This is a genomic window from Pseudomonas sp. LBUM1671 (assembly GCF_059695685.1).
The window spans coordinates 1,490,653-1,510,931 of record NZ_CP166782.1 but is presented as its reverse complement, the minus strand read 5'-3'; the positions used below and the strand labels follow the sequence as shown (position 1 = coordinate 1,510,931).

The window sequence follows — 20,279 nt, the reverse complement described above, 5'->3', positions numbered from 1 at the left end:
CTCCAGGCTGATCGACTGCGCAAAACAGTAAGGCCGGACGCGGTGAAACGTCCAGCCGCTTGCGATTACTTGCTGGCCCAGGCATTAAAACGCTCTTCGAGTTCTTCGCCGTGATCGACCCAGAACTCCACGTCCATCGACAGCGCGCCCTTCAGGTTCTGCGGCGCGGTGGGCACCCATTGCGCGAGTTGGCCGTCCAGTCTGGCCGCCGCTTCAGTGTTGGTCGGCCCATAAGGGATTTGCTCGACATACTTGACCTGGGCGTCCGGCTGATTGGCGAACGCGATAAAACGCTTGGCCTGATCGACATGTTTCGAGCCCTTGATGATCGCCCAATAATCCATGCCATACAGACTGCCCGGCCAGACCAGCCCGAGATGACTGCCGCTTTGCGCGGCGGCAGCCACACGTCCGCTGTACGTCGAGGTCATCACCACATCCCCGGCCGTCAGCCATTGCGCCGGTTGCGCGCCGGCCTCCCACCACTGGATGTAAGGTTTGAGTTCGGTAAGTTTGGCGAAGGCCCGGTCGACACCCTTTGGCGTGTTCAACACTGAATAAACGTCCTCGACCTTCACCCCGTCGGCCAGCAAGGCGAACTCCAGGTTGTACACCGCACGTTTGCGCAGCCCGCGTTTGCCGGGGATTTTCTGCACATCCCAGAAGTCGGCCCACGAGGTCGGAGCTTGCGCCAGCTTCTGCGTGTCGTACGCAATCGCCACGCTCCACACCAGCGCTGCCGAACCGCACGGCTGCGCCGCATCCGGAATCAACTGCTCGACGCGACCCAGGGTTTTCCAGTCGAGTTTTTCATACATGCCTTCATCGCAACCGCGCATCAGGTCCGGACCTTCGATCTGCACCACGTCCCAATCGGCGTTGCCGGTGTCGACCATCACTTTGATCCGGGCCATCTCACCGTTGTATTCACTCTGGATCAGCTTGCTCTGATCCGCGACGCTGAACGGCTGGAAAAACGCCACATCCTGGGCTTTCTGGCCGGCGCCGCCGTAACCCACCACCACCATGTCCGGCGCTGCCTGAGCGCTGCCAAGGCCCATGGCCAGGGAGAGCAACAAGGGATAAAAACCGTGCTTGAGCGTATTCGATTTCATCAGTGGTTCCTCTTGCAGGTGCTACGCGAATAACGTCCACGTGACCCTTTTTTATTGTTGTGAGGTTCGCCCCAGGTCTGGGCGCCAAATGAATCTACTGCGAGCCATAGTAAAAAAACAAGTTGATTTTTTACTACAGGTAAATTTCTATAGGCAAATAATAACAACGCCGAAAACCCGGCCTTTCGGCTTCAGCCTGCCTGGAGTACCCGTCCCATGCCGACCTCGTCCCCTGCTTTTGCGCATCTGTTCGAACCCTTGCAGCTGCGCGGCAAACGCCTGAAAAACCGCATCATGTCCAGCGGTCACGACACCTCGATGCCCACCGACAACCTGGTCAACGAGCAACTGATCGCCTATCACACCGCGCGGGCCGAGGGTGGTGTCGGGCTGATCGTGTTGCAAGTGGCCGGTGTGCATGACAGCGCGCGGTACACCTCACACGTGCTGATGGCCACCGACGACGCTTGCATCGAGGGCTATCGAAAAATCGCTGACAGTTGCCACGCTCACGGCACCGTGGTGCTGTCGCAGATTTTCCATCCGGGTCGGGAAATCATGGAATCCAGCGATGGCTTGCTCGCTGTCGCTTACTCGCCGTCGGCGGTGCCCAACGAGCGGTTTCGGGTGATGCCTCGGGCGCTGGATCAAGCGATGATCGATGAGATTGTCGCCGGTTACGGGGCAGCGGCCCGACGCCTGTATCAGGCCGGAATCGATGGTGTGGAAGTGGTCGCCAGCCACGGTTACCTGCCGGCGCAATTCATCAATCCGCGGGTCAACCGTCGCACCGATGGCTACAACGGCGAGCTGGAACAGCGCCTGCGTTTCCTGCGCGAAGTGATCGCTGCCGTGCGCGCGAACACTGATGAATACTTCATCATCGGCTTGCGCATCTCCGCCGATGAACGCGATCCCGAAGGTCTGACCGAGGATGAATCCCTGGCCGCCGTGCAATCCCTGCAACCGCTTCTGGATTACGTGCACATCGTCGCCGGCACCTCGGCGTCGTTGGGTGGTGCGGTGCATATCGTGCCGCCGATGGCGATCGAAGCCGCTTATCTGGCCAAGGAAGCCGGAACCTTCAAGGCCGGGCTGTCGATTCCACTGTTCGTCACCGGGCGCATCAACCAACCGCAGGAAGCCGAACTGATCCTCGCTCGCGGCCAGGCCGATGTGTGCGGCATGACCCGCGCGCTGATCTGCGACCCGCAAATGCCCAACAAAACCGACACCGGCCACGTCGAGGATGTGCGCGCCTGTATTGCCTGCAACCAGGCGTGCATCGGGCACTTCCACAAAGGCTTGCCGATTTCCTGCATCCAGCACCCGGAAACCGGACGCGAATTGATCTTCGGCCAGCGGCAACCAACCGCCCAACGCAAACGCATCATGATCGCCGGCGGTGGCCCGGCCGGGATGAAAGCCGCCGCCGTCGCCGCCCAGCGCGGACATGACGTGACCCTCTACGAAGCCAGCTCGCAACTCGGCGGTCAGGTTCTGCTGGCGCAATTGCTGCCTCGACGCGCTGAATTCGGTGGCGCGAGCACCAATCTGCAGCGGGAAATGGAACTGGCCGGCGTGCGCGTCGTGCGCAACACCCGGGTCGATCGAGCGTTGGTCGAACGCGAACGCCCGGACATGGTGATCGTCGCGACCGGCGCCGAACCGTATTGGCCAGCCTTCGAGCGCGGCGGCGAATTGCAGGTCGTGGATGCCTGGCAAGTGCTGCGCGATGAAGTGCAAATCGGCCGCTCCGTGGTGGTCGTCGACTGGCGCGCCGACTGGATCGGCCCCGGCATCGCCGAACGCCTGGTACGCGCCGGGCACCAGGTGCAACTCGCCGTCAACGGCACCCATTGCGGGGAAAACCTGCCGCTGTACGTGCGCGATCAACTGGCCGGCGAGCTGCACAAACTCGGCATCCCGATCACCCCTTACGCCCGCCTGTACGGCTGCGACGACAACACCGTCTACCTGCAACACACCGCCAGCGGCGAACCGATGCTCTTCGAAGACATCGACACACTGGTGCTCTGCCAGGGCCATCAACCCGTTGATACTCTCGGCGCCGAACTGCAAGGCTTGGTGGAATTTCGCCGCATCGGCGACTGCCTCGCTCCGCGCACCGCCGAAGAAGCCATCTACGAGGGTTTGAAAGTCGCCTGGACGCTTTGAGGCTGTTTTATACTCCGGGGCTTTTAGAATCCCCGGTTTGGAGCACGCCATGAGCAACAGCAGCAAGATGCCGCCTGCCAGCAGCGCGCCCACACAGGACAGCGCCACGGCAGCACCGCATTTTCTCGGCACTCGGATTCGTGGGTTGCGTAAGCGCCGGGGCATGACCCTGACGGAACTGGCGCAGATGAGCGAGCTGACGGCGGGGTATATCAGCCAGCTGGAGCGGAATCTGGCTTATCCGTCGATTCCTGCGCTGTTCAATATTGCTCGTAGCCTGGGTGTGACCATTCAGTGGTTCTTTGCCAGCGAGGGCAATACGGCGCCTGAAGATAACGGCGTTGTGGTGCGCAAGCACACTCGGATGAGCGTCCACTATGAGGACGGGATTGTGGATCAGCTGCTGACACCGCAGCCCAATCGGCAACTGGAGATGCTGCATTCACGGTTTCCGCCCGGGACTTACAGCCAGCAGAGCTATAGCCATGAAGGGGAAGAGGCTGGGTACTTGCTGTCGGGGAGTTTTGAGCTGTGGGTTGGGGAGCGGCATTTCCAGCTGAATGAGGGGGACAGTTTCAGCTTTTCGAGCCAGGAGCCCCATCGGTACGGGAACCCTGGAGAGGTGGACGCTGTGGTGATTTGGGTGATAACGCCGCCTTCGTTTTGAGGATTCGGCCGCCGTCTCGGTACTTGAAAGATTCAGGTGGCTCGACCACTGCAAAAAACCGGCGTCTGGCCGGTTTTTTGTTCGTTCGTTTACAACCACCCGAACCCTTTTCCCATCATGGCTGCCAAGCCCAGCGCCGTGGTGATCAACGCGCCGAACAGTAAACGAAAATCCGTTCGAGCTTCTTTGCGGTGCTCCCGAAAATCCGTTCGAGCTTCTTGCCGCTGCTCACGAAAATCAGTGCGAAGGTCACCGAGGTCGCGCCGGACGCATTCGATATGCGTTTCAAGTTTGGATACTCGCGGTTCCAATGGGTCTTCTCCTGGAGGACCTGGTGGTCTTCGTCCATGTTCTTCCCCGCCACTTCTTTTGTTGCTCGAAAAGCGGTCAGGGTAATGCTCATCAAGGTTTACCAGCACAAAAGGTTCACTCATCGCAGACCTCCAGCGCAACGGTTTTGCTGCCGTCTTCGACGACGATATCTGCCAGCACACTGAGCGAATGCAGGCGAATGAATCCGCAGTAAGTGCAGTTAAGCATCACCGCCGGCGTGCCAGAGCGTAAATACTCTTTGCCACACGCCCAAGGCAACCCTACACCCGTCGCCCCTACCTGGAGTGGCAACTCCCACTCATCATGTTCACAGAACGGGCACTCGGTATTCTTTATTCGCGCTTTGAAAATATTGGCCAACCGCCCGGTATCCAGATAAAGATCCCCAGGCATTGGCTTGCCTCGTGACACCCCGGTCTGATCATCGCCCTGAAAACCTTCTTCACTGCCGCTGTACATCGCTACCTCCTCCTTGAGGGAATAAATCATCGATTAACCGATCAACCAGAAGATGGTGCGTAACGTCCAGCCACCTGCTCGACCACGAAGTCATGACTGATGTCTTCGCTGAAAAACGAATATACCTTCGATCAATCTCGGACGTATCCGCGTACGAAGTAGGACGATTCGCTTGTTTGTGTCAGCCCGGAATTATGGCTGTGGGATTTGTCCAGCCGGTTGTTATTCGAAGCTGATCAGCGTCAGGGTCAAAGGTTTCTTAGATGAGTGGGGTCTTCAGTTGGAAAGGTCAGAGGCCGTTGCGGCGTTGCCCCGGCATCGCTTTCAGATCCTGCCTGATGGCTGGAAATGACCGGGGCAGAAGAGGCCGCAAGTTTCAACAGCCCCCTTTCAATCAGTGAAAGCAGTCCAAAGGTAATGAAGCCGAAGATCAGCCCGACCACCAGTATGCTCAACGGATGAATTTGCACGGCGTCAGCGCTTTCCAGCATGTAGAGAAAAGCCTGAACAGAGACGGCCACGCAGGCCGCAACAGCTGCCATCAGCTTGATAATCAACCAAAGCCGCCGCCATCTGTTCATGCTCTCCCCCGCTATCCGGTGATTTGGCTCTTTCTTGCATGATAGCTAATGACTGAGATGCGCCCTGTTTCCAGATCCATCCGCTAGGCCCCGACCGCTGGTCGAGATAAAAAATAAACCGCCAGAAACGAAAAAGCCCCGTAACTTTTCAGCTACGGGGCGTTTTCTATGTAATGGCGGAGAGATAGGGATTCGAACCCTAGGTACCGGTGAAGGTACAACGGATTTCGAATCCGTCCCATTCGGCCACTCTGGCATCTCTCCAACGGCGCGCATCATAACAACACTTTCGCCGGAAGCGAACCCCCTAAGCGAAATTTTTCCGTGCTTTCAGATGCTTGCGTCGGTTAAAGCGGTACGCCCAGACGATTGGCGACTTCTTCGTAGGCTTCGATGACGTCACCGAGCCCCTGACGGAAGCGGTCCTTGTCCATTTTCTTGCCGGTGGCCTTGTCCCACAGGCGGCAGCCGTCCGGGCTGAATTCGTCGCCCAGAACGATGGAGCCGTCGGAGAAGACGCCGAATTCGAGTTTGAAGTCGACCAGCAGCAGGCCGGCGTCGTCGAACAGTTTACTCAGGACTTCGTTGACCTTGAGCGACAGTTCTTTCATGCGAACCAGTTGCTCGGCGGTGCCCCAACCGAAGGCCACGACGTGGGATTCGTTGATGAACGGATCGCCCTTGGCGTCGTCCTTCAGGAACAGTTCGAATGTGTAAGGGTTGAGCTTCATGCCTTCTTCGACGCCCAGGCGCTTGACCAGGCTGCCGGCGGCGTAGTTACGCACGACGCACTCGACCGGGATCATGTCGAGTTTTTTCACCAGGCATTCGTTGTCGCCCAGCAGTTTGTCGAATTGGGTCGGCACGCCGGCGGCTTCGAGTTTCTGCATGATGAAGGCGTTGAACTTGTTGTTCACCATGCCTTTGCGGTCGAGCTGCTCAATGCGCTTGCCGTCGAACGCCGAGGTGTCGTTGCGAAACAGCAGGATCAAGCGGTCAGCGTCGTCGGTCTTGAAAACCGATTTGGCTTTGCCGCGGTAGAGTTCTTCACGTTTTTCCATGATGGGCTCCGCTTGCTAAGTAGGTGGGCTAGGCGATGTGTCGCCAGTCGAGCCCTGAATCTTGATCGGCCAGTTGCAGCCAGTCCGGGTCGCACCCGAGGGTGTCGACAAAACATTGCCGGGCCAGCTGCGGCAGGTTGTTCTTGCTGCTCAGATGGGCCAGGACCAGGTGTTGCAGGCCTTGCCAGCCCAACTCAGACACCAGGAATGCCGCCTGGTGGTTGTTCAAATGTCCCAGTTCACCGCCCACCCGCTGCTTCAGGAAGTACGGGTAGTGACCGCGAGCCAGCATGTCACGGCAATGGTTGGACTCGATCATCAATGCATCGAGGTCCCGATAGCCGTCCAGCACCTTGTTGCAATAGGAGCCCAGGTCAGTCAGCAGGCCGAAGCGCCGCTCACCGTCGCTGAACACATATTGCGTCGGTTCCTGTGCATCGTGGGCCACGGCAATGACGCCGATGCTCAGTGCGCCGATCTGCAATTGCTCACCGCCAGCCAGAAGGCCAGCCGGTTCAATCGGTTTGCGCATCCCGCGCAGGGTCCCGCGACTGAGGTAGACAGGCAGATTGTAGCGCCGAGACAGCAAACCCACGCCATGCACGTGGTCGGCATGTTCGTGGGTCACGAGTATCGCGCTCAACTGCGCAGGGTTCACACCCAGGCGCAGCAGGCGTTTTTCGGTTTCCCGCAGGGAGAAACCACAATCCACCAGTACATACGTGTCAGCGCTGGCTATCAGCGTGCCGTTCCCTTGGCTACCGCTGCCGAGAACGGCAAAACGCATGTGATCAGCCCAAGTTGTCCTGAATCACGCTCAACACTTTGCGCGCCACTTCTGCTGGCGCCACGGTGTTGATGTTTTTCTCGACGGTGACCTGGACGTTTTCGCCAACCTTGCTCAGGCGAACCTGATAACGCTCGGCACGGGCTTCAACTTCTTCCTTGCTCGGCGCGCTGCCGAACAGGCCGCTGAAGAAGCCAGGCTTCTCGTCTTTCTTCTCGGCTTTTTCGGAGAGGTTGATGTAGTAAAGGCCCAGGCTGCGGTTGATGTCTTCAACGCGCCATTCGCCCTGCTCCAGCGCACGACCGACGCTCGACCAAGCACGATCCAGGTCGTTGCCGACGTTCAGAACCGGGTTGCCGCTGCCGTCTTCGCTCAGGCTGACGCGACTTGGCGTATCAAAATCACGCGAAGCCAGCATGGAGACCGAACCGCCCTTCTCCGAGATGCGGCTCATGCTTGCGAGCATGTCGTCGACCAGTGCCGCGTCCAGGCCAGTGTTGACCGAACGGTTGGTGAAGGCCACGTCGGCGGTGCTACCGGCAGGACGCTCGGCACTGACCACGTAGACTTCACTGGTGTTGCGCTGCACGCCCGGCTCGATACGCACCCGAACGCGGGTTTCGCTGTCGGTGCTGACACCGGCGGCGCTCAGGCGCTTGGCCATCGCGGCCGACAGTTCGTCGGAATGCTGCCAGGTGGTGGTGAATTCGCCGGTCTGCGGCTTCTGGTCGTCCAGACGGAAACCGTTGTCCTGAAAGAACTGCACAGCCACTGGCCAGACTTCGGCCGGTGGGTTCTGGGCGACGATCCAGCGCGAATCACCGGTCTTCTGCAGGGAGTAGGCGCTGGCGTCGGCCCCAGCCGTCAACGGCTGCGGACGCGGCACGATGTACTCGCCCTTCGCGGAGTCATCGGCCACGTTGCGCGGGATCGGCAGCAACGGGTCCAGACGCTTTGAAGTGCTGACGTCCGGTGGCAATTGCATAGGTGCAGTCTGTTGCGCTTCCAGGTAATCGCTACCACGGTCACGGAAATAACCTTCCGGGCCCCAGACCCATCCGCAGCCACTGGTGCTGGAGATAATCAAGGCAAGTGCGGAAAGTCCGGCCAATCGCTTCATGCGTAGTGCTTCCTCAATTAAACCAGTACGCCGGACTGGCGCATGGCCTGCCGCAGCGGTTCGTGACAGGCAGCGCTGAGCCAGGTGAGCGGCAGACGGATACCGTCCGGCATCAAGCCCATTTCATGCAGTGCCCATTTCACGGGGATAGGGTTGGATTCGATAAACAGGGTTTTATTGAGCGGCATCAGCTTTTCGTGAATCGCTCGGGCCGTGACGGCGTCGCCTTTCAGGGCCGCGTTGCAAAGGTCACTCATTTCACGCGGAGCAACGTTGGCGGTCACAGAGATGTTGCCCTTGCCGCCGAGCAGCATCAGCTCGACTGCAGTGGCGTCGTCACCCGAGATCACCAGGAAGTCTTTGCTCACGCCGTCGATGATGGCCTTGGCACGGGTCAGGTCGCCGGTGGCTTCCTTGATGCCGATGATGTTTTTCACGGTCGACAGGCGGATCACGGTTTCAGCCAGCATGTCGCACGCCGTGCGGCCGGGCACGTTATAAAGAATCTGCGGGATGTCGACGGCTTCGGCGATGGCCTTGAAGTGCTGGTACAAGCCTTCCTGCGTCGGCTTGTTGTAGTACGGCGTGACCAGCAGGCAAGCATCGGCGCCGGCGGTCTTCGCGTTGGTGGTCAGCTCGATCGCTTCGCGCGTCGAGTTGGCGCCGGTCCCGGCGATCACCGGAATGCGCCCTGCCACCTGCTTCACCACGTAACGAATCACTTCGATGTGCTCGTTCACGTCGAGGGTGGCCGATTCACCTGTAGTGCCGACCGCCACGATCGCGTGGGTGCCGTTCTGCAGGTGAAAGTCCACCAGTTTGCTCAGGCTGTCCCAGTCGAGACGACCTTGTGCATCCATGGGTGTGACCAGTGCCACCATACTGCCCGCAATCATGCAACCGCTCCTGCCGGAAAAAGAGAGCGGTAATGGTACTGGCGCCAAGATGCTTGTACAAGCAAAGTACTGCGCTGCTGCCATTCCCCTTGGCGCTGCTTTTCGCTACCCTTCAGACTTTGATCGGTACTGACAAGCTCGTACGCCGGGTTTCAGCCTCCATTTTCGGCATCACAAGCCCCGATCCAGCGTTGCCACCCCTCGCTCCTGCCTTGATGGAGCACGTTGCAACCTTCGGCCCGGGTTTTCTGAATTCGCATCCGCAGGCTCGCCCCCGGTAGTAAAAGCCCGTAAAAGTATCGACCGCTCATCGCTTTAGGAATGCTGCATGTCCACCCCCACAGTTCGCGAACAATTCCTTGTCATCAGTGCCCTCGGCGCCAACCCCATGGAGCTGACTAACGTCCTGTGCCGCGCCAGCCATGAAAACCGCTGCGCCGTGGTCACCTCTCGCCTGACCCGTCATGGCGAGTGCAGCGCGTTGATCCTCGAGATCTCCGGCAGCTGGGACGCCCTTGCACGCCTGGAAGGCAGCCTGTCGGGCCTCGCCAAGAAGCACGCATTCACCGTAAATGTGGTGCGCAGCGCGGCGCTGGAGAATCGTCCCCAGGCCCTGCCTTACGTCGCCTATGTCAGCTCGGCCTATCGCTCGGACATCATCAACGAGCTGTGCCAGTTCTTCATGGACCACAACGTCGAGCTGGAAAACCTGACCTGCGATACCTATCAGGCGCCGCAAACCGGCGGCACCATGCTCAACGCCACATTTACCGTGACCTTGCCGGCCGGCGTGCAGATCAGCTGGCTGCGCGATCAGTTCCTGGATTTCGCCGACGCGCTGAACCTGGACGCACTGATCGAACCGTGGCGCCCACAAAACCCAATGTAAGGAAGCTTTCATGGCCGTTGCCATCGACCAACCGGTTACCGACTTCGAAGCACCCGCCACCAATGGACAGACCGTCAGCCTCGCGGGCCTTAAAGGCAAGCAAGTGGTGATTTATTTCTATCCGAAGGACAGCACACCGGGCTGCACCACTCAGGGCCAGGGCTTTCGCGATCAGCTTGATGCCTTTAAAGCGGCTAATACCGAAGTCTTCGGCGTTTCGCGCGACAGCCTCAAATCCCACGAGAACTTCAAGGCCAAGCAAGCGTTCACCTTCGAGCTGATCAGCGACAAGGAAGAAGCGCTGTGCCAGTTGTTTGATGTGATCAAGCTGAAGAAGCTGTATGGCAAGGAATACATGGGCGTTGATCGCAGCACATTCCTGATTGATAAGGACGGCGTGCTGCGCCAGGAATGGCGCGGCGTGAAAGTGCCGGGGCATGTGGATGCGGTGTTGGCGGCGGCACAGGCGTTGAACAAGGGCTGATTATTTGGCGCCTGTTCTAACGCCATCGCGAGTAGGCTCGCTCCCACAGTTGACCGAGGTGGCGAGACTGACGCGGTCTAATGTGGGACCGAGCCTGCTCGGGATGAGGCCATCTGCCTCACCACCTCATCCCGGTTGACCGTTAAAGCAGCGGCGCCACCACCGGCTCCTTCCGCGGCCAGGCATCCAGCACAGCCTTGAACAGCGTCGCCAGCGGAATAGCAAAGAACACGCCCCAAAATCCCCACAACCCGCCAAACAACAGCACCGCGCAGATAATCGCCACCGGGTGCAAATTCACCGCTTCCGAAAACAGCAGCGGCACCAGCACGTTACCGTCCAGCGTCTGGATAATCCCGTAGACCGCCATCAAGTAAATGAACTGATCGCTCCAGCCCCACTGAAACAGCGCAATCAGCAGGACCGGCACGGTCACCACGACCGCCCCGACATACGGGACCACCACCGACACCCCCACCAACAATGCCAGCAGCGCTGCGTAGTTGAGCCCCAGCACAACGAAACCGATATACGTCACACCACCGCAGATGAAAATCTCGATGACCTTGCCGCGAATGTAGTTGGCAATCTGCCGGTTCATCTCGTGGGCAACACGGGTAATCAGCGCCCGCTCACGCGGCAGATAACCGCGCACCCACTGACCGATCATTTCCCGGTCCTTGAGGAAGAAGAACACCAGGATCGGTACCAGGACGAGGTAAATCATGATGTTCACCAGCAACGGCAGGCTCGACAGCGAGAACGTCAGCGCCCATTGACCAAACTTGCCGATCTCGCCGCGTGCCACTTCGATGGCCTGCAACACCTGCTCGTCCGAGACCAGATGCGGGTAACGCTCAGGCAGCAGCAACAGCAGCGATTGCCACTTGGCGAGCATGCCAGGCAGTTCGTTGAACAGCGTGATTAACTGATGCCAGAGCAACGGCACTACGACAGTGATAAACACCAGCAAAACGCCCATGAACAAGGCGAAGACCAGCCCCACTGCCACCCCGCCCGGCATGCGCAGGCGTTCGAGGGTCACGACCAGGCCTTGCATCAGGTACGCCAGCACCATCCCCGCGAGCACCGGTGCGAGCATGCCACCCAACGTGAGCACAGCGGTAAAGGCCAGAAACAGCAGCACGGCTAGCACCACGGCTTCTTCATCGGAAAAGTAGCGCTGAATCCAGTCGCGTAACACCTTGAACATCAATAATCCTTAGAAATGAACGCAGCAGGTTTCAGGCTTTTTTCAACCAGTAGCGGTAAACACCCGCCTCATCTTCTTCGCGAAGCAGCGTATGACCGGCTAATCGGGCAAAGGTGCGAAAGTCGCGCTGGGAGCCCGCATCGGTGGCGATCACCTTGAGCACCGCGCCACTGGCCAATCGATTGAGCTCCAGCTTGGCTTTGAGCAACGGCAATGGGCAATTCAGGCCACTGGCATCCAGTTCGGCGTCATGGGTTACAGCGTCGGTCATTACAGCGCTCCGGGTCAGGGGATGGAGTTGCCTAGAATATCTGGTCCCAAGCCAAGTGTCCGGCTACAGTAAGGTCTTTGTCGACTAAGGCTTTGTGCATGACTTTTTTGCGCCCTACCCTGCTGACGCTCGCTTGCCTGCTCGCCTCACCGGGCTTCGCCGACGACCTGCCGTCACTCGGCGACGCCAGTTCTGCCATTGTCTCGCCGCAACAGGAATACCAGTTGGGCCGTGCATGGCTGGCGCTATTGCGCAGCCAGGTCTCGCAGCTCAACGATCCGCAGCTCAAGGATTACGTCGAATCCAGCGTTTACCGACTGGTGGAAACCAGCCAGGTCAATGACCGACGCCTGGAGTTCATCCTGATCAACAGCCCGCAGCTCAATGCCTTTGCAGCGCCGGGCGGGATTGTCGGGGTCAACGGCGGTCTGTTTCTCAACGCGCAGACCGAGGGCGAATACGCCTCCGTTCTGGCGCACGAATTGGCTCACTTGTCGCAACGCCACTTTGCCCGAGGTGTCGAAGCCCAACAGCGCATGCAAGTGCCGATGATGGCTGCACTGCTGGCCGGGATCGTCATTGCGGCCGCCGGTGCCGGCGACGCCGGGATCGCGGCGATTGCGGGCACTCAGGCGGCGGCGATTCAGGAACAACGACGCTTCTCGCGCCAGAACGAACAGGAAGCCGACCGCATCGGCATCCTCAACCTGGAAAAGGCCGGTTACGATCCGCGTTCGATGCCGACCATGTTCGAACGGCTGATGCGCCAATACCGCTTCGACGCCAAGCCACCGGAATTCCTGCTGACTCACCCGGTGACCGAATCGCGGATCGCTGACACCCGCAACCGCGCCGAACAGGCCAAAGCGGGCGGTGTCGAAGACACCATGCGCTATCAGCTGATTCGCGCACGCGTTCAGTTGGTCTATGAAGAAACCCCGGGCCTGGGTGCCAAGCGTTTCCGAGCGCAACTCGATGAAAACCCGAAAAGCGACGTCGCTCGGTATGGCCTGGCGATCGCCCAGATCAAGGGCGGCCAGTTGAATGAAGCTCGTGAGAACCTCAAGCTGCTGCTGGCCAAATCACCGAACGAAATCATCTACAACCTGGCGCAGGTCGATCTGGACATCACCAACAATCGTCTGCCTGATGCTCAAACGCGGGTTGACCGGATGCTGACCCAGTACCCTGGCAACTATCCGCTGAATCAGGTGCGTGTCGATCTGTTGCTCAAACAGAACCGCGCCGCCGATGCCGAGAAGGCGCTCGAAGGATTGCTCAAGTCGCGCCCGGACGATCCGGACGTGTGGTACCAGGTTGCAGAGACGCGCGGTCTGTCGGGCAACATTATCGGCCTGCATCAGGCTCGCGCGGAGTACTTCGCCCTGGTTGGCGACTATCGTCAGGCCATTCAGCAACTGGACTTCGCCAAGCGCAAGGCCGGCACCAACTTCCCGCTGTCATCGCGTATCGACGCCCGCCAGCGTGAGCTGATGGAGCAGGAGCGCATGGTCAAGGACATGATGGGCTGACCCTGCTTGCGGAACACAAACCGCAGACACAAAAAAACCGCCTCTTTCGAGGCGGTTTCTTATTCAGCCGACAACCGGTTTATTCAGCCAGTTTGAAGGTGATGAAGCTGGCACGACCTTGACGCAGAACCCGCATGGACACCGAACGATTCTTCGGCAGTGCCTTGGCGATTTCAGCGAACTCCTTGCTGTCGTTGATTGCCTGGTTGTTCAGGTGAGTGATCACATCATTTGGCTGCAAGCCGATGAGCGATGCAGGACCGTCCTGAACTTCCTTGATCACCACACCACCTTTGAGATCGTAGGTTTTCTTCTGCTCGGCAGTCAGATCAGCGACGGCAACGCCCAGACGATTGCTATTGGTTTCGACACCGGACTTGAGTTTCGAGTCCAGCTCTTTACCTTCGTCAGGAATCGCGCCAACCGTCAGCTCGACATTCTTGCGCTTGCCGTCGCGAATCACTTCAAGTTTGGCCTTCTCGCCTTCTTTCAGTGCGCCCACCAGGTGCGGCAGATCGGCAGACATGACGATCGGTTGACCGTTCATGGTCAGGATCACGTCGCCGACTTGCAGATCACCTTTGGCAGCCGGGCCGTCTTCCTGGATCTGGGCCACCAGCGCACCGGCCGGCTTTTCAAGACCGAACGACTCGGCCAGATCCTTGTTCACTTCCTGGATCACGACACCCAACCAGCCACGGCTGACTTTACCGCCGCTTTTCAACTGATTGGAAACGTCCATGGCCACATCGATAGGGATCGCGAACGATACGCCCATGAAGCCACCGGAACGGGTGTAGATCTGCGAGTTGATCCCGACCACTTCACCGGCCAGGTTGAACAGCGGTCCTCCTGAGTTACCCGGATTGATGGGCACGTCAGTCTGGATGAAAGGCACATAGTTTTCGTTCGGCAGGCTACGACCGACGGCACTGACGATACCTTGGGTCACGGTATGGTCGAAACCGAACGGCGAACCGATCGCTACGACCCACTGGCCGGCCTTCAGGTCCTGGGACTTGCCCAGTTTCAGGACTGGCAGATCCTTGCCTTCGATTTTCAGCAACGCCACATCGGAACGTGGATCGGTACCGACCAGCTTGGCTTTCAATTCACTGCGGTCGGAGAGACGAACCAGAATTTCGTCGGCATCGGCGATCACGTGGTTGTTGGTCAGGATGTAGCCGTCTGGCGAAATGATAAAGCCCGAACCCAAGGACTGTGCTTCACGCTGGCGATCACCGCGAGGCGAGCGTGGCTGCTGCGGCATACCCCGCTCGAAGAACTCGCGCAGCGCTGGTGGCAAGCCCTCAAGGTCGGGCATCTGGCTGGACACTCTGCGGTCCGGCAGCTTTTGCGTGGTACTGATGTTCACCACCGCGGGTGAGGCTTGCTCGACCAGTTGGGTGAAGTCCGGCAATTCGACTGCTTGAGCAGTGACCGCCTGACCGAGCACCAACACGGTGGCAAAAATGGAAAGATAAGACTTCAAGCGTGGTATCGACATACGGCTCCCGTTACGACGAGCATGGTTAAGCGATATGGAGCAAGGAACACCGGGAAAGATACGCCGGTATTTTTGTTCCGGGAACAACAAAACAAGGCCAGAGCCGTGAGGCTCTGACCTATAGAAAAATTCAGGTTTTTTTGCAAATTGAAATGCTCACCAAACATTTCGATATCAGCTCACTACTTGGTTGCAGTGGCATCAGAGCGCATGGACAGCGCAATCCGTTCAGCAGTACCAATTGGAATTTCACCGACAACAGTCACCATCATCTCGCCTTGAGGCGTCGTCAAGCGTCGAGAAACAGCAACGGTAGGGCCTAACTGGGTGCGGGTGTCAGTGAGGGTGGCACCGTTCAGTGGCTCGAGGAATACCGAGAACCTCGCCAGACCGTCGTCGTACATCAGACTGTTGACCTGGGTTTTGGTCTCTGGATCCTTGCGGGAGCTGCTGCTGATCAACTCGAAACCGGGGGGAAGCCAATCCGAATGCCAAACCTGGGCAGCCTTGACCGCAGAAGCCTTGTCACCGTCGAGGTTGACAGGCTTGCAATCTTCACCTGCCTGCAAGTCGGTGTCTGATGGCACGCTGGCAGTATTCAACTGGGTGAACTGGAAACGCTCCAGCAATTGCCCTTTGTCATTGAGCAGCAATGACTTCAGCGGCAAGCCGGTTTCTTTATCGAGGTGAAGTTCAAAACCGTATCGATGCTGATCACGTGGCTTCAGTGAAACAATCACTGCCGCACGCCCAGCCACACGCGACTTGCCAATGACGGCAAGCTCATACCAATTCTTTAACTTTTGTGGATCGAGTGCACGAGCAGCGGAGTTGGGAGAATCCCCGAGCCCTGCTATCAGGGTGCCGCTGACGCATTGAGTATGCCCATCAATGCGCACGACTTCCTGTGCGGAGCCGTCGAGCTGGAGTAAACGCTCGCGGACCTTGCCATCCTGGACACGGTGCCAGATGTTATGGGTAGAAAAACTACCGTTACGCTCGTAAACGAAAGTGCCGTGGAAGCTTTGCTGTTGCTCGGCCTGACCAAGACGGGTTAACCAGTCCTGGGCTTCATCGGCGTGGGCTGGAACAACAAACCAGCCACCGAGCAGAAGCGAAAGTAGAGGTATGGCGCGCATGATCCTCCTTAACGGTTTTCCAGGCTTGCTGCACGAGCGTAAGGCAGAGCGCTCTCAGTACCTTTCAATGCAGCTTGTTGAGCATGTTGGCGCAAGTAGCCTGGCAGACGCTGATCGTGCCAGCCTGGTTGACCTTGCAATACGCCGTTGGCCATAGGGCCAGTGGCTTCCGAACTCTCATTGTAGCCTGCCAACACAGCTGGACCCTTGACCTGAGGAACGGCCAGACCCGGTTGAGTGGATTGCTGAGCAAGTTCGACACCCGCGATCTCGTCCTGGTTGTACAGACGCACACCTGCCAATACGGCAACGGTCACCGAAGCAGCGACAGCCAGACGACCCAGGCTGCGCCATGGACCACGGGAAGTTTTTGCCGGTACGGCTTCGTCGGCCAAAGCAGCAGAAACTGCCGCGGCGATGTCCAGACGTGGAAGCAGCAGATCCTTGTGCATAACTGCCCGAGCGATCTGATAACGAGCCCATGTTTCACGGGTTTCAACATCGTCAAAGGCATTCAATACCCGACGCAATTCCAGTTCGTCCGCTTCGTTATCCATCACTGCGGACAGCGATTCCTGCAGGGCTTCACGACTCATGGCGTTCCTCTCTTGGCTATCGCCGCTGTCTCAGTTTTCCTGCAACAACGGCTGCAGGGCTTTATCGATGGCCTCCCGAGCGCGGAAAATCCGGGAGCGCACGGTACCCACCGGACATTGCATGACGGCCGCAATGTCCTCGTAACTCAGACCATCGAATTCACGTAAAGTTAACGCCGTACGCAAATCTTCTGGCAGTTGCTGAATGGTTCGATGGACGGTGCCTTCGATCTCATCCCGCAGCAATGCGCGCTCTGGCGACTCGAGATCCTTGAGGCCATGATCGCCATCGTAGAACTCTGCATCTTCGGAACTGACATCGCTATCCGGCGGCCGACGGCCGCGTGAAACCAGATAATTCTTCGCCGTGTTGATGGCGATGCGGTAAAGCCACGTATAAAACGCGCTGTCTCCGCGAAAGTTTCCAAGTGCGCGGTAGGCCTTGATAAAGGCTTCCTGTGCCACATCCTGGGCTTCATGGGTGTCGTGCACGAAACGCACGATCAACCCGAGAATTTTGTGCTGGTATTTCAGCACTAGCAGATCGAAAGCTCGCTTGTCGCCGCGCTGAACGCGCTCGACGAGCTGCTGATCCTCTTCCTGGGTTAGCATGAACACTCCTCGATAAGCTCGGAGGAGACTTGCATAACTAAACGACCAGACTTGCAAACATAGACTCGGGCTTTTCGCAAAAGTTCTCCCCCTCCAAGCAAGTTTCCTGCGGGCTCTGATTTGGCACGCACGAAAAGCGCAGCTCGGCATGACCCGGCTGCGCGAATAATCTTGTTGTCGGATTCACTGGCCAGGGCCAAACCACGAGCCCCGTCCTGAAACCGACACTGTCCTTCTTTTCAGGCACCGTCTATTGATCTTGGGCCTTTGGCAAAAGTTCCAAATATTTATAGCCGGACGAAAGGGACATTGTGCAACCGTGAATAGAAAAAGACTGTTAAATCGTTGATACAGTCGCCTAGTCACCGAACCGGCCGAAAAAACATCCGACGAAGCGTCGGGTATTTTCCGTCACAGTAGTTTCACAATGCCATATGCGCTCGGGTATTGTGCCGCTCCCCCCCTCTATATACTAGTGGGCTGTGTGGCTGCCTTGACTCGCCGTTCCAGGAGTCTTGCGCCAACCCCGACCCGGGTCGCTTTGAGCGGAATCCTGAAATGAGCCAACAGTTTCAACACGATGTTCTGGTCATTGGCAGCGGCGCTGCCGGTTTGAGCCTTGCGCTGACCTTGCCCAGTCATTTGCGCATCGCCGTACTGAGCAAAGGCGACCTCGCCAACGGCTCGACGTTTTGGGCCCAGGGCGGCGTCGCTGCCGTTCTGGATGATACCGATACTGTCGAATCCCACGTCGATGACACCCTCAATGCCGGCGGTGGACTCTGCCACGAAGACGCCGTGCGCTTTACCGTCGAGCACAGTAAAGAAGCCATCCAGTGGCTGATCGACCAAGGCGTACCGTTTACCCGCGATGAACAATCCGGCACCGAAGACGGTGGATTCGAGTTTCATCTGACCCGCGAAGGCGGTCACAGCCATCGACGCATCATTCATGCCGCCGATGCCACGGGCGCAGCGATCTTCAGAACTTTGCTCGCCCAGGCCAGACTGAGACCCAATATCGAGCTGCTTGAGCAGCGGGTCGCCATCGATCTGATCACCGAAAAACGCCTGGGCCTCGAAGGCGATCGCTGCCTCGGCGCTTACGTGCTGAATCGCGGCACTGGCGAAGTCGACACCTACGGCGCACGATTCGTGATCCTCGCCTCCGGTGGCGCGGCCAAGGTCTACCTCTATACCAGCAACCCCGATGGAGCCTGCGGTGACGGCATCGCCATGGCGTGGCGTTCGGGCTGCCGGGTGGCGAATCTGGAATTCAACCAGTTCCACCCGACCTGTCTTTATCACCCGCAAGCCAAGAGTTTCCTGATCACCGAAGCCTTGCGTGGCGAAGGTGCGCACCTGAAGCTGCCCAACGGCGAACGCTTCATGCAGCGCTTCGACCCGCGTGCCGAGCTCGCGCCCCGGGACATCGTCGCCCGTGCCATCGACCATGAGATGAAGCGCCTGGGTGTCGACTGTGTCTATCTGGACATCAGCCACAAGCCCGAAGCGTTCATCAAGACCCACTTCCCGACGGTGTATGAACGCTGCCTCGAGTTTTCCATCGACATCACCAAGCAACCGATTCCCGTGGTTCCGGCGGCGCACTACACCTGCGGCGGGGTGATGGTCGATCAGAATGGTCGCACCGACGTGCCGGGGCTGTATGCCATTGGCGAAACCAGTTTCACCGGCCTGCACGGCGCCAACCGCATGGCCAGTAACTCGCTGCTGGAGTGTTTCGTCTACGCCCGTTCGGCGGCGGCGGACATTCTTGAACAATTGCCGCAGGTTTCGATTCCGATCGCCCTGCCCGTCTGGGATGCCAGCCAGGTCACCGATTCCGATGAAGACGTGATCATTGCGCACAACTGGGATGAACTGCGGCGGTTCATGTGGGACTACGTTGGCATCGTGCGCACCAACAAGCGCTTGCAACGCGCGCAGCACCGCGTGCGGCTGTTGCTGGACGAAATCGACGAGTTCTACAGCAACTATAAAGTCAGTCGGGACTTGATCGAGTTGCGCAACCTGGCCCAGGTGGCGGAGCTGATGATCCAGTCCGCCATGGAGCGCAAGGAAAGTCGCGGCCTGCATTACACCCTCGACTACCCGAACATGCTGCCGGTCGCGCTGGACACTATTCTGGTGCCGCCCACCTACGCCGACTGAATGTGAGCCTCACCCGCAGGCGTCGGTGCACATCCGCCGCCTGCGAATCCCGGGGAACGCAGATCGATCTGACCCGTCGCTCTCCTGACAGTCGAAAACGCAGCACCACGACCAACGGCAACGCCAGGCTGTCCGGCCGCAGCTGCACGGGTTGCCAACCTGAGGCCTGATTCCACAACTGCCAGCCATCGGCATCGCGACGCAAGCCGCGGTATGCCCGTGGATGCGTCAGCAAAATCTGTCGCGGCAGCAGCCAAACGCCGTGAACCACGCACAGCGTAATGCCGAGCAAAAGCGCCCAGACTGGAATCGAGAGAAGAAACAACGAACCCAGCGCGAACAGCTGGGCCACAAGATACGCCGCCAGCAACTGCCGCGAGGCATGCCAGCGGCATTCGAACGCATTACTTGGGCTGGACACGATCCAGGATCATGCGGACCATGCGCTGAAGCTCCGGATCTTCCGATTCGGCGCGTTCCATGAACCAGCCGAACATGTCCTGATCTTCGCATTCGAGCAACTTGCGGTAGCAATCGCGGTCGACGTCGTTGAGGTGCGGGTAGACCTCTTTCACGAACGGCACCAGCAATACGTCAAGCTCGAGCATGCCGCGGCGGCTGTGCCAGTAGAGGCGATTCAGTTCAACATCTTCGACCATGGAGC

At 58.6% G+C, this 20,279-nt stretch carries 22 protein-coding genes and 1 tRNA gene; 6 read left to right on the top strand and 17 right to left on the bottom strand.

Annotation, left to right across the window (positions count from 1 at the left end; genetic code table 11):
• Positions 1-65: 65 nt before the first annotated feature.
• Entirely contained in the window at positions 66-1,115 is a 1,050-nt protein-coding gene (locus ACA060_RS06815; protein ID WP_497316225.1) for an ABC transporter substrate-binding protein, read from the bottom strand.
• A gap of 216 nt (positions 1,116-1,331) precedes the next feature.
• Between ACA060_RS06815 and ACA060_RS06810 the strand changes: the two genes are divergently transcribed.
• Positions 1,332-3,293 carry an oxidoreductase gene (locus tag ACA060_RS06810; RefSeq protein ID WP_497316223.1) on the top strand — a complete coding sequence of 654 codons (1,962 nt, stop codon included), beginning with the start codon at positions 1,332-1,334 and terminating at the stop codon, positions 3,291-3,293.
• Between the two features lie 67 nt (positions 3,294-3,360).
• On the top strand, positions 3,361-3,960 hold the full coding sequence (locus ACA060_RS06805) for a cupin domain-containing protein (RefSeq protein ID WP_497318193.1): 600 nt from the start codon (positions 3,361-3,363) through the stop codon (positions 3,958-3,960).
• A 145-nt stretch (positions 3,961-4,105) separates the two neighbouring features.
• On the opposite strand, the gene ACA060_RS06800 is transcribed toward ACA060_RS06805, so the two are convergent.
• From ACA060_RS06800 to dapA, 8 genes are all read right to left on the bottom strand, one after another.
• Positions 4,106-4,363, bottom strand: coding sequence for a hypothetical protein (locus ACA060_RS06800; protein ID WP_162556185.1), 258 nt, complete (start codon positions 4,361-4,363; stop codon positions 4,106-4,108).
• A gap of 23 nt (positions 4,364-4,386) precedes the next feature.
• Positions 4,387-4,752 (bottom strand): hypothetical protein, encoded by a 366-nt coding sequence (locus ACA060_RS06795; protein WP_497316221.1) that lies wholly within the window; start codon positions 4,750-4,752, stop codon positions 4,387-4,389.
• 248 nt (positions 4,753-5,000) lie between these two features.
• Complete coding sequence (locus ACA060_RS06790) at positions 5,001-5,333, bottom strand: hypothetical protein (RefSeq protein ID WP_497316219.1); 333 nt, start codon at positions 5,331-5,333, stop codon at positions 5,001-5,003.
• A gap of 174 nt (positions 5,334-5,507) precedes the next feature.
• Positions 5,508-5,597, bottom strand: a tRNA-Ser gene (locus tag ACA060_RS06785).
• A gap of 83 nt (positions 5,598-5,680) precedes the next feature.
• A complete protein-coding gene (purC, locus tag ACA060_RS06780; RefSeq protein ID WP_008034929.1) occupies positions 5,681-6,394 on the bottom strand; it encodes a phosphoribosylaminoimidazolesuccinocarboxamide synthase in 714 nt (237 codons plus the stop codon).
• Positions 6,395-6,422: 28 nt separating this feature from the next.
• The gene (locus tag ACA060_RS06775; protein ID WP_008153089.1) at positions 6,423-7,181 is read right to left on the bottom strand and encodes an MBL fold metallo-hydrolase; all 759 of its coding nucleotides are present in this window, start codon (positions 7,179-7,181) and stop codon (positions 6,423-6,425) included.
• Positions 7,182-7,185: 4 nt separating this feature from the next.
• Positions 7,186-8,301, bottom strand: coding sequence for an NlpB/DapX family lipoprotein (gene bamC, locus ACA060_RS06770; protein WP_497316217.1), 1,116 nt, complete (start codon positions 8,299-8,301; stop codon positions 7,186-7,188).
• Between the two features lie 17 nt (positions 8,302-8,318).
• Positions 8,319-9,197: a 4-hydroxy-tetrahydrodipicolinate synthase gene (gene dapA, locus ACA060_RS06765; protein WP_497316215.1), complete on the bottom strand. Its 879-nt coding sequence runs from the start codon at positions 9,195-9,197 to the stop codon at positions 8,319-8,321.
• A gap of 328 nt (positions 9,198-9,525) precedes the next feature.
• Here dapA and ACA060_RS06760 point away from each other — a divergent pair, with 328 nt between their 5' ends.
• Together ACA060_RS06760 and ACA060_RS06755 are read left to right on the top strand one after the other, a co-directional pair.
• Positions 9,526-10,086: a glycine cleavage system transcriptional repressor gene (locus ACA060_RS06760; protein WP_109628402.1), complete on the top strand. Its 561-nt coding sequence runs from the start codon at positions 9,526-9,528 to the stop codon at positions 10,084-10,086.
• A 10-nt stretch (positions 10,087-10,096) separates the two neighbouring features.
• Entirely contained in the window at positions 10,097-10,570 is a 474-nt protein-coding gene (locus ACA060_RS06755) for a peroxiredoxin (protein ID WP_109628401.1), read from the top strand.
• A 142-nt stretch (positions 10,571-10,712) separates the two neighbouring features.
• On the opposite strand, the gene ACA060_RS06750 is transcribed toward ACA060_RS06755, so the two are convergent.
• Positions 10,713-11,783: an AI-2E family transporter gene (locus ACA060_RS06750; protein ID WP_497316213.1), complete on the bottom strand. Its 1,071-nt coding sequence runs from the start codon at positions 11,781-11,783 to the stop codon at positions 10,713-10,715.
• A 31-nt stretch (positions 11,784-11,814) separates the two neighbouring features.
• Entirely contained in the window at positions 11,815-12,054 is a 240-nt protein-coding gene (locus ACA060_RS06745) for a sulfurtransferase TusA family protein (protein ID WP_007898654.1), read from the bottom strand.
• 98 nt (positions 12,055-12,152) lie between these two features.
• Here ACA060_RS06745 and ACA060_RS06740 point away from each other — a divergent pair, with 98 nt between their 5' ends.
• Positions 12,153-13,586: a M48 family metalloprotease gene (locus ACA060_RS06740; RefSeq protein WP_497316211.1), complete on the top strand. Its 1,434-nt coding sequence runs from the start codon at positions 12,153-12,155 to the stop codon at positions 13,584-13,586.
• 79 nt (positions 13,587-13,665) lie between these two features.
• Here ACA060_RS06740 and ACA060_RS06735 read toward each other — a convergent pair whose 3' ends face one another.
• The 4 genes from ACA060_RS06735 to rpoE all read right to left on the bottom strand — a co-directional run bounded on the left by ACA060_RS06735 (position 13,666) and on the right by rpoE (position 17,440).
• A complete protein-coding gene (locus tag ACA060_RS06735) occupies positions 13,666-15,093 on the bottom strand; it encodes a DegQ family serine endoprotease (RefSeq protein ID WP_109628398.1) in 1,428 nt (475 codons plus the stop codon).
• 182 nt (positions 15,094-15,275) lie between these two features.
• Positions 15,276-16,232 carry a MucB/RseB C-terminal domain-containing protein gene (locus ACA060_RS06730; RefSeq protein WP_109628397.1) on the bottom strand — a complete coding sequence of 319 codons (957 nt, stop codon included), beginning with the start codon at positions 16,230-16,232 and terminating at the stop codon, positions 15,276-15,278.
• Positions 16,233-16,240: 8 nt separating this feature from the next.
• A complete protein-coding gene (locus tag ACA060_RS06725) occupies positions 16,241-16,828 on the bottom strand; it encodes a sigma-E factor negative regulatory protein (RefSeq protein ID WP_109628396.1) in 588 nt (195 codons plus the stop codon).
• 30 nt (positions 16,829-16,858) lie between these two features.
• Positions 16,859-17,440, bottom strand: coding sequence for an RNA polymerase sigma factor RpoE/AlgU (gene rpoE / locus ACA060_RS06720; protein ID WP_007944079.1), 582 nt, complete (start codon positions 17,438-17,440; stop codon positions 16,859-16,861).
• Positions 17,441-17,998: 558 nt separating this feature from the next.
• Here rpoE and nadB point away from each other — a divergent pair.
• Positions 17,999-19,615: an L-aspartate oxidase gene (gene nadB, locus ACA060_RS06715; protein WP_497316208.1), complete on the top strand. Its 1,617-nt coding sequence runs from the start codon at positions 17,999-18,001 to the stop codon at positions 19,613-19,615.
• Here the strand turns inward: nadB and ACA060_RS06710 are convergent.
• Both ACA060_RS06710 and ACA060_RS06705 read right to left on the bottom strand, forming a co-directional pair.
• Entirely contained in the window at positions 19,584-20,036 is a 453-nt protein-coding gene (locus ACA060_RS06710; RefSeq protein WP_109628394.1) for a protein YgfX, read from the bottom strand. The two genes, nadB and ACA060_RS06710, sit on opposite strands and share 32 nt — an antisense overlap.
• Positions 20,020-20,274, bottom strand: coding sequence for an FAD assembly factor SdhE (locus ACA060_RS06705; protein WP_007944081.1), 255 nt, complete (start codon positions 20,272-20,274; stop codon positions 20,020-20,022). The genes ACA060_RS06710 and ACA060_RS06705 overlap by 17 nt, the downstream gene beginning before the upstream one ends.
• Positions 20,275-20,279 lie beyond the last annotated feature (5 nt).

Coding starts and splice junctions, on each gene's coding strand:
- ACA060_RS06730 (WP_109628397.1), bottom strand. CDS start 16,232: ATGCGCGCCATACCTCTACTTTCGCTTCTGCTCGGTGGCTGGTTTGTT.
- ACA060_RS06790 (WP_497316219.1), bottom strand. CDS start 5,333: ATGAACAGATGGCGGCGGCTTTGGTTGATTATCAAGCTGATGGCAGCT.
- ACA060_RS06725 (WP_109628396.1), bottom strand. CDS start 16,828: ATGAGTCGTGAAGCCCTGCAGGAATCGCTGTCCGCAGTGATGGATAAC.
- ACA060_RS06750 (WP_497316213.1), bottom strand. CDS start 11,783: ATGTTCAAGGTGTTACGCGACTGGATTCAGCGCTACTTTTCCGATGAA.
- purC (WP_008034929.1), bottom strand. CDS start 6,394: ATGGAAAAACGTGAAGAACTCTACCGCGGCAAAGCCAAATCGGTTTTC.
- ACA060_RS06760 (WP_109628402.1), top strand. CDS start 9,526: ATGTCCACCCCCACAGTTCGCGAACAATTCCTTGTCATCAGTGCCCTC.
- ACA060_RS06755 (WP_109628401.1), top strand. CDS start 10,097: ATGGCCGTTGCCATCGACCAACCGGTTACCGACTTCGAAGCACCCGCC.
- rpoE (WP_007944079.1), bottom strand. CDS start 17,440: ATGCTAACCCAGGAAGAGGATCAGCAGCTCGTCGAGCGCGTTCAGCGC.
- ACA060_RS06745 (WP_007898654.1), bottom strand. CDS start 12,054: ATGACCGACGCTGTAACCCATGACGCCGAACTGGATGCCAGTGGCCTG.
- ACA060_RS06775 (WP_008153089.1), bottom strand. CDS start 7,181: ATGCGTTTTGCCGTTCTCGGCAGCGGTAGCCAAGGGAACGGCACGCTG.
- ACA060_RS06810 (WP_497316223.1), top strand. CDS start 1,332: ATGCCGACCTCGTCCCCTGCTTTTGCGCATCTGTTCGAACCCTTGCAG.
- ACA060_RS06705 (WP_007944081.1), bottom strand. CDS start 20,274: ATGGTCGAAGATGTTGAACTGAATCGCCTCTACTGGCACAGCCGCCGC.
- dapA (WP_497316215.1), bottom strand. CDS start 9,197: ATGATTGCGGGCAGTATGGTGGCACTGGTCACACCCATGGATGCACAA.
- ACA060_RS06740 (WP_497316211.1), top strand. CDS start 12,153: ATGACTTTTTTGCGCCCTACCCTGCTGACGCTCGCTTGCCTGCTCGCC.
- bamC (WP_497316217.1), bottom strand. CDS start 8,301: ATGAAGCGATTGGCCGGACTTTCCGCACTTGCCTTGATTATCTCCAGC.
- ACA060_RS06735 (WP_109628398.1), bottom strand. CDS start 15,093: ATGTCGATACCACGCTTGAAGTCTTATCTTTCCATTTTTGCCACCGTG.
- ACA060_RS06815 (WP_497316225.1), bottom strand. CDS start 1,115: ATGAAATCGAATACGCTCAAGCACGGTTTTTATCCCTTGTTGCTCTCC.
- ACA060_RS06805 (WP_497318193.1), top strand. CDS start 3,361: ATGCCGCCTGCCAGCAGCGCGCCCACACAGGACAGCGCCACGGCAGCA.
- nadB (WP_497316208.1), top strand. CDS start 17,999: ATGAGCCAACAGTTTCAACACGATGTTCTGGTCATTGGCAGCGGCGCT.
- ACA060_RS06795 (WP_497316221.1), bottom strand. CDS start 4,752: ATGTACAGCGGCAGTGAAGAAGGTTTTCAGGGCGATGATCAGACCGGG.
- ACA060_RS06800 (WP_162556185.1), bottom strand. CDS start 4,363: ATGAGCATTACCCTGACCGCTTTTCGAGCAACAAAAGAAGTGGCGGGG.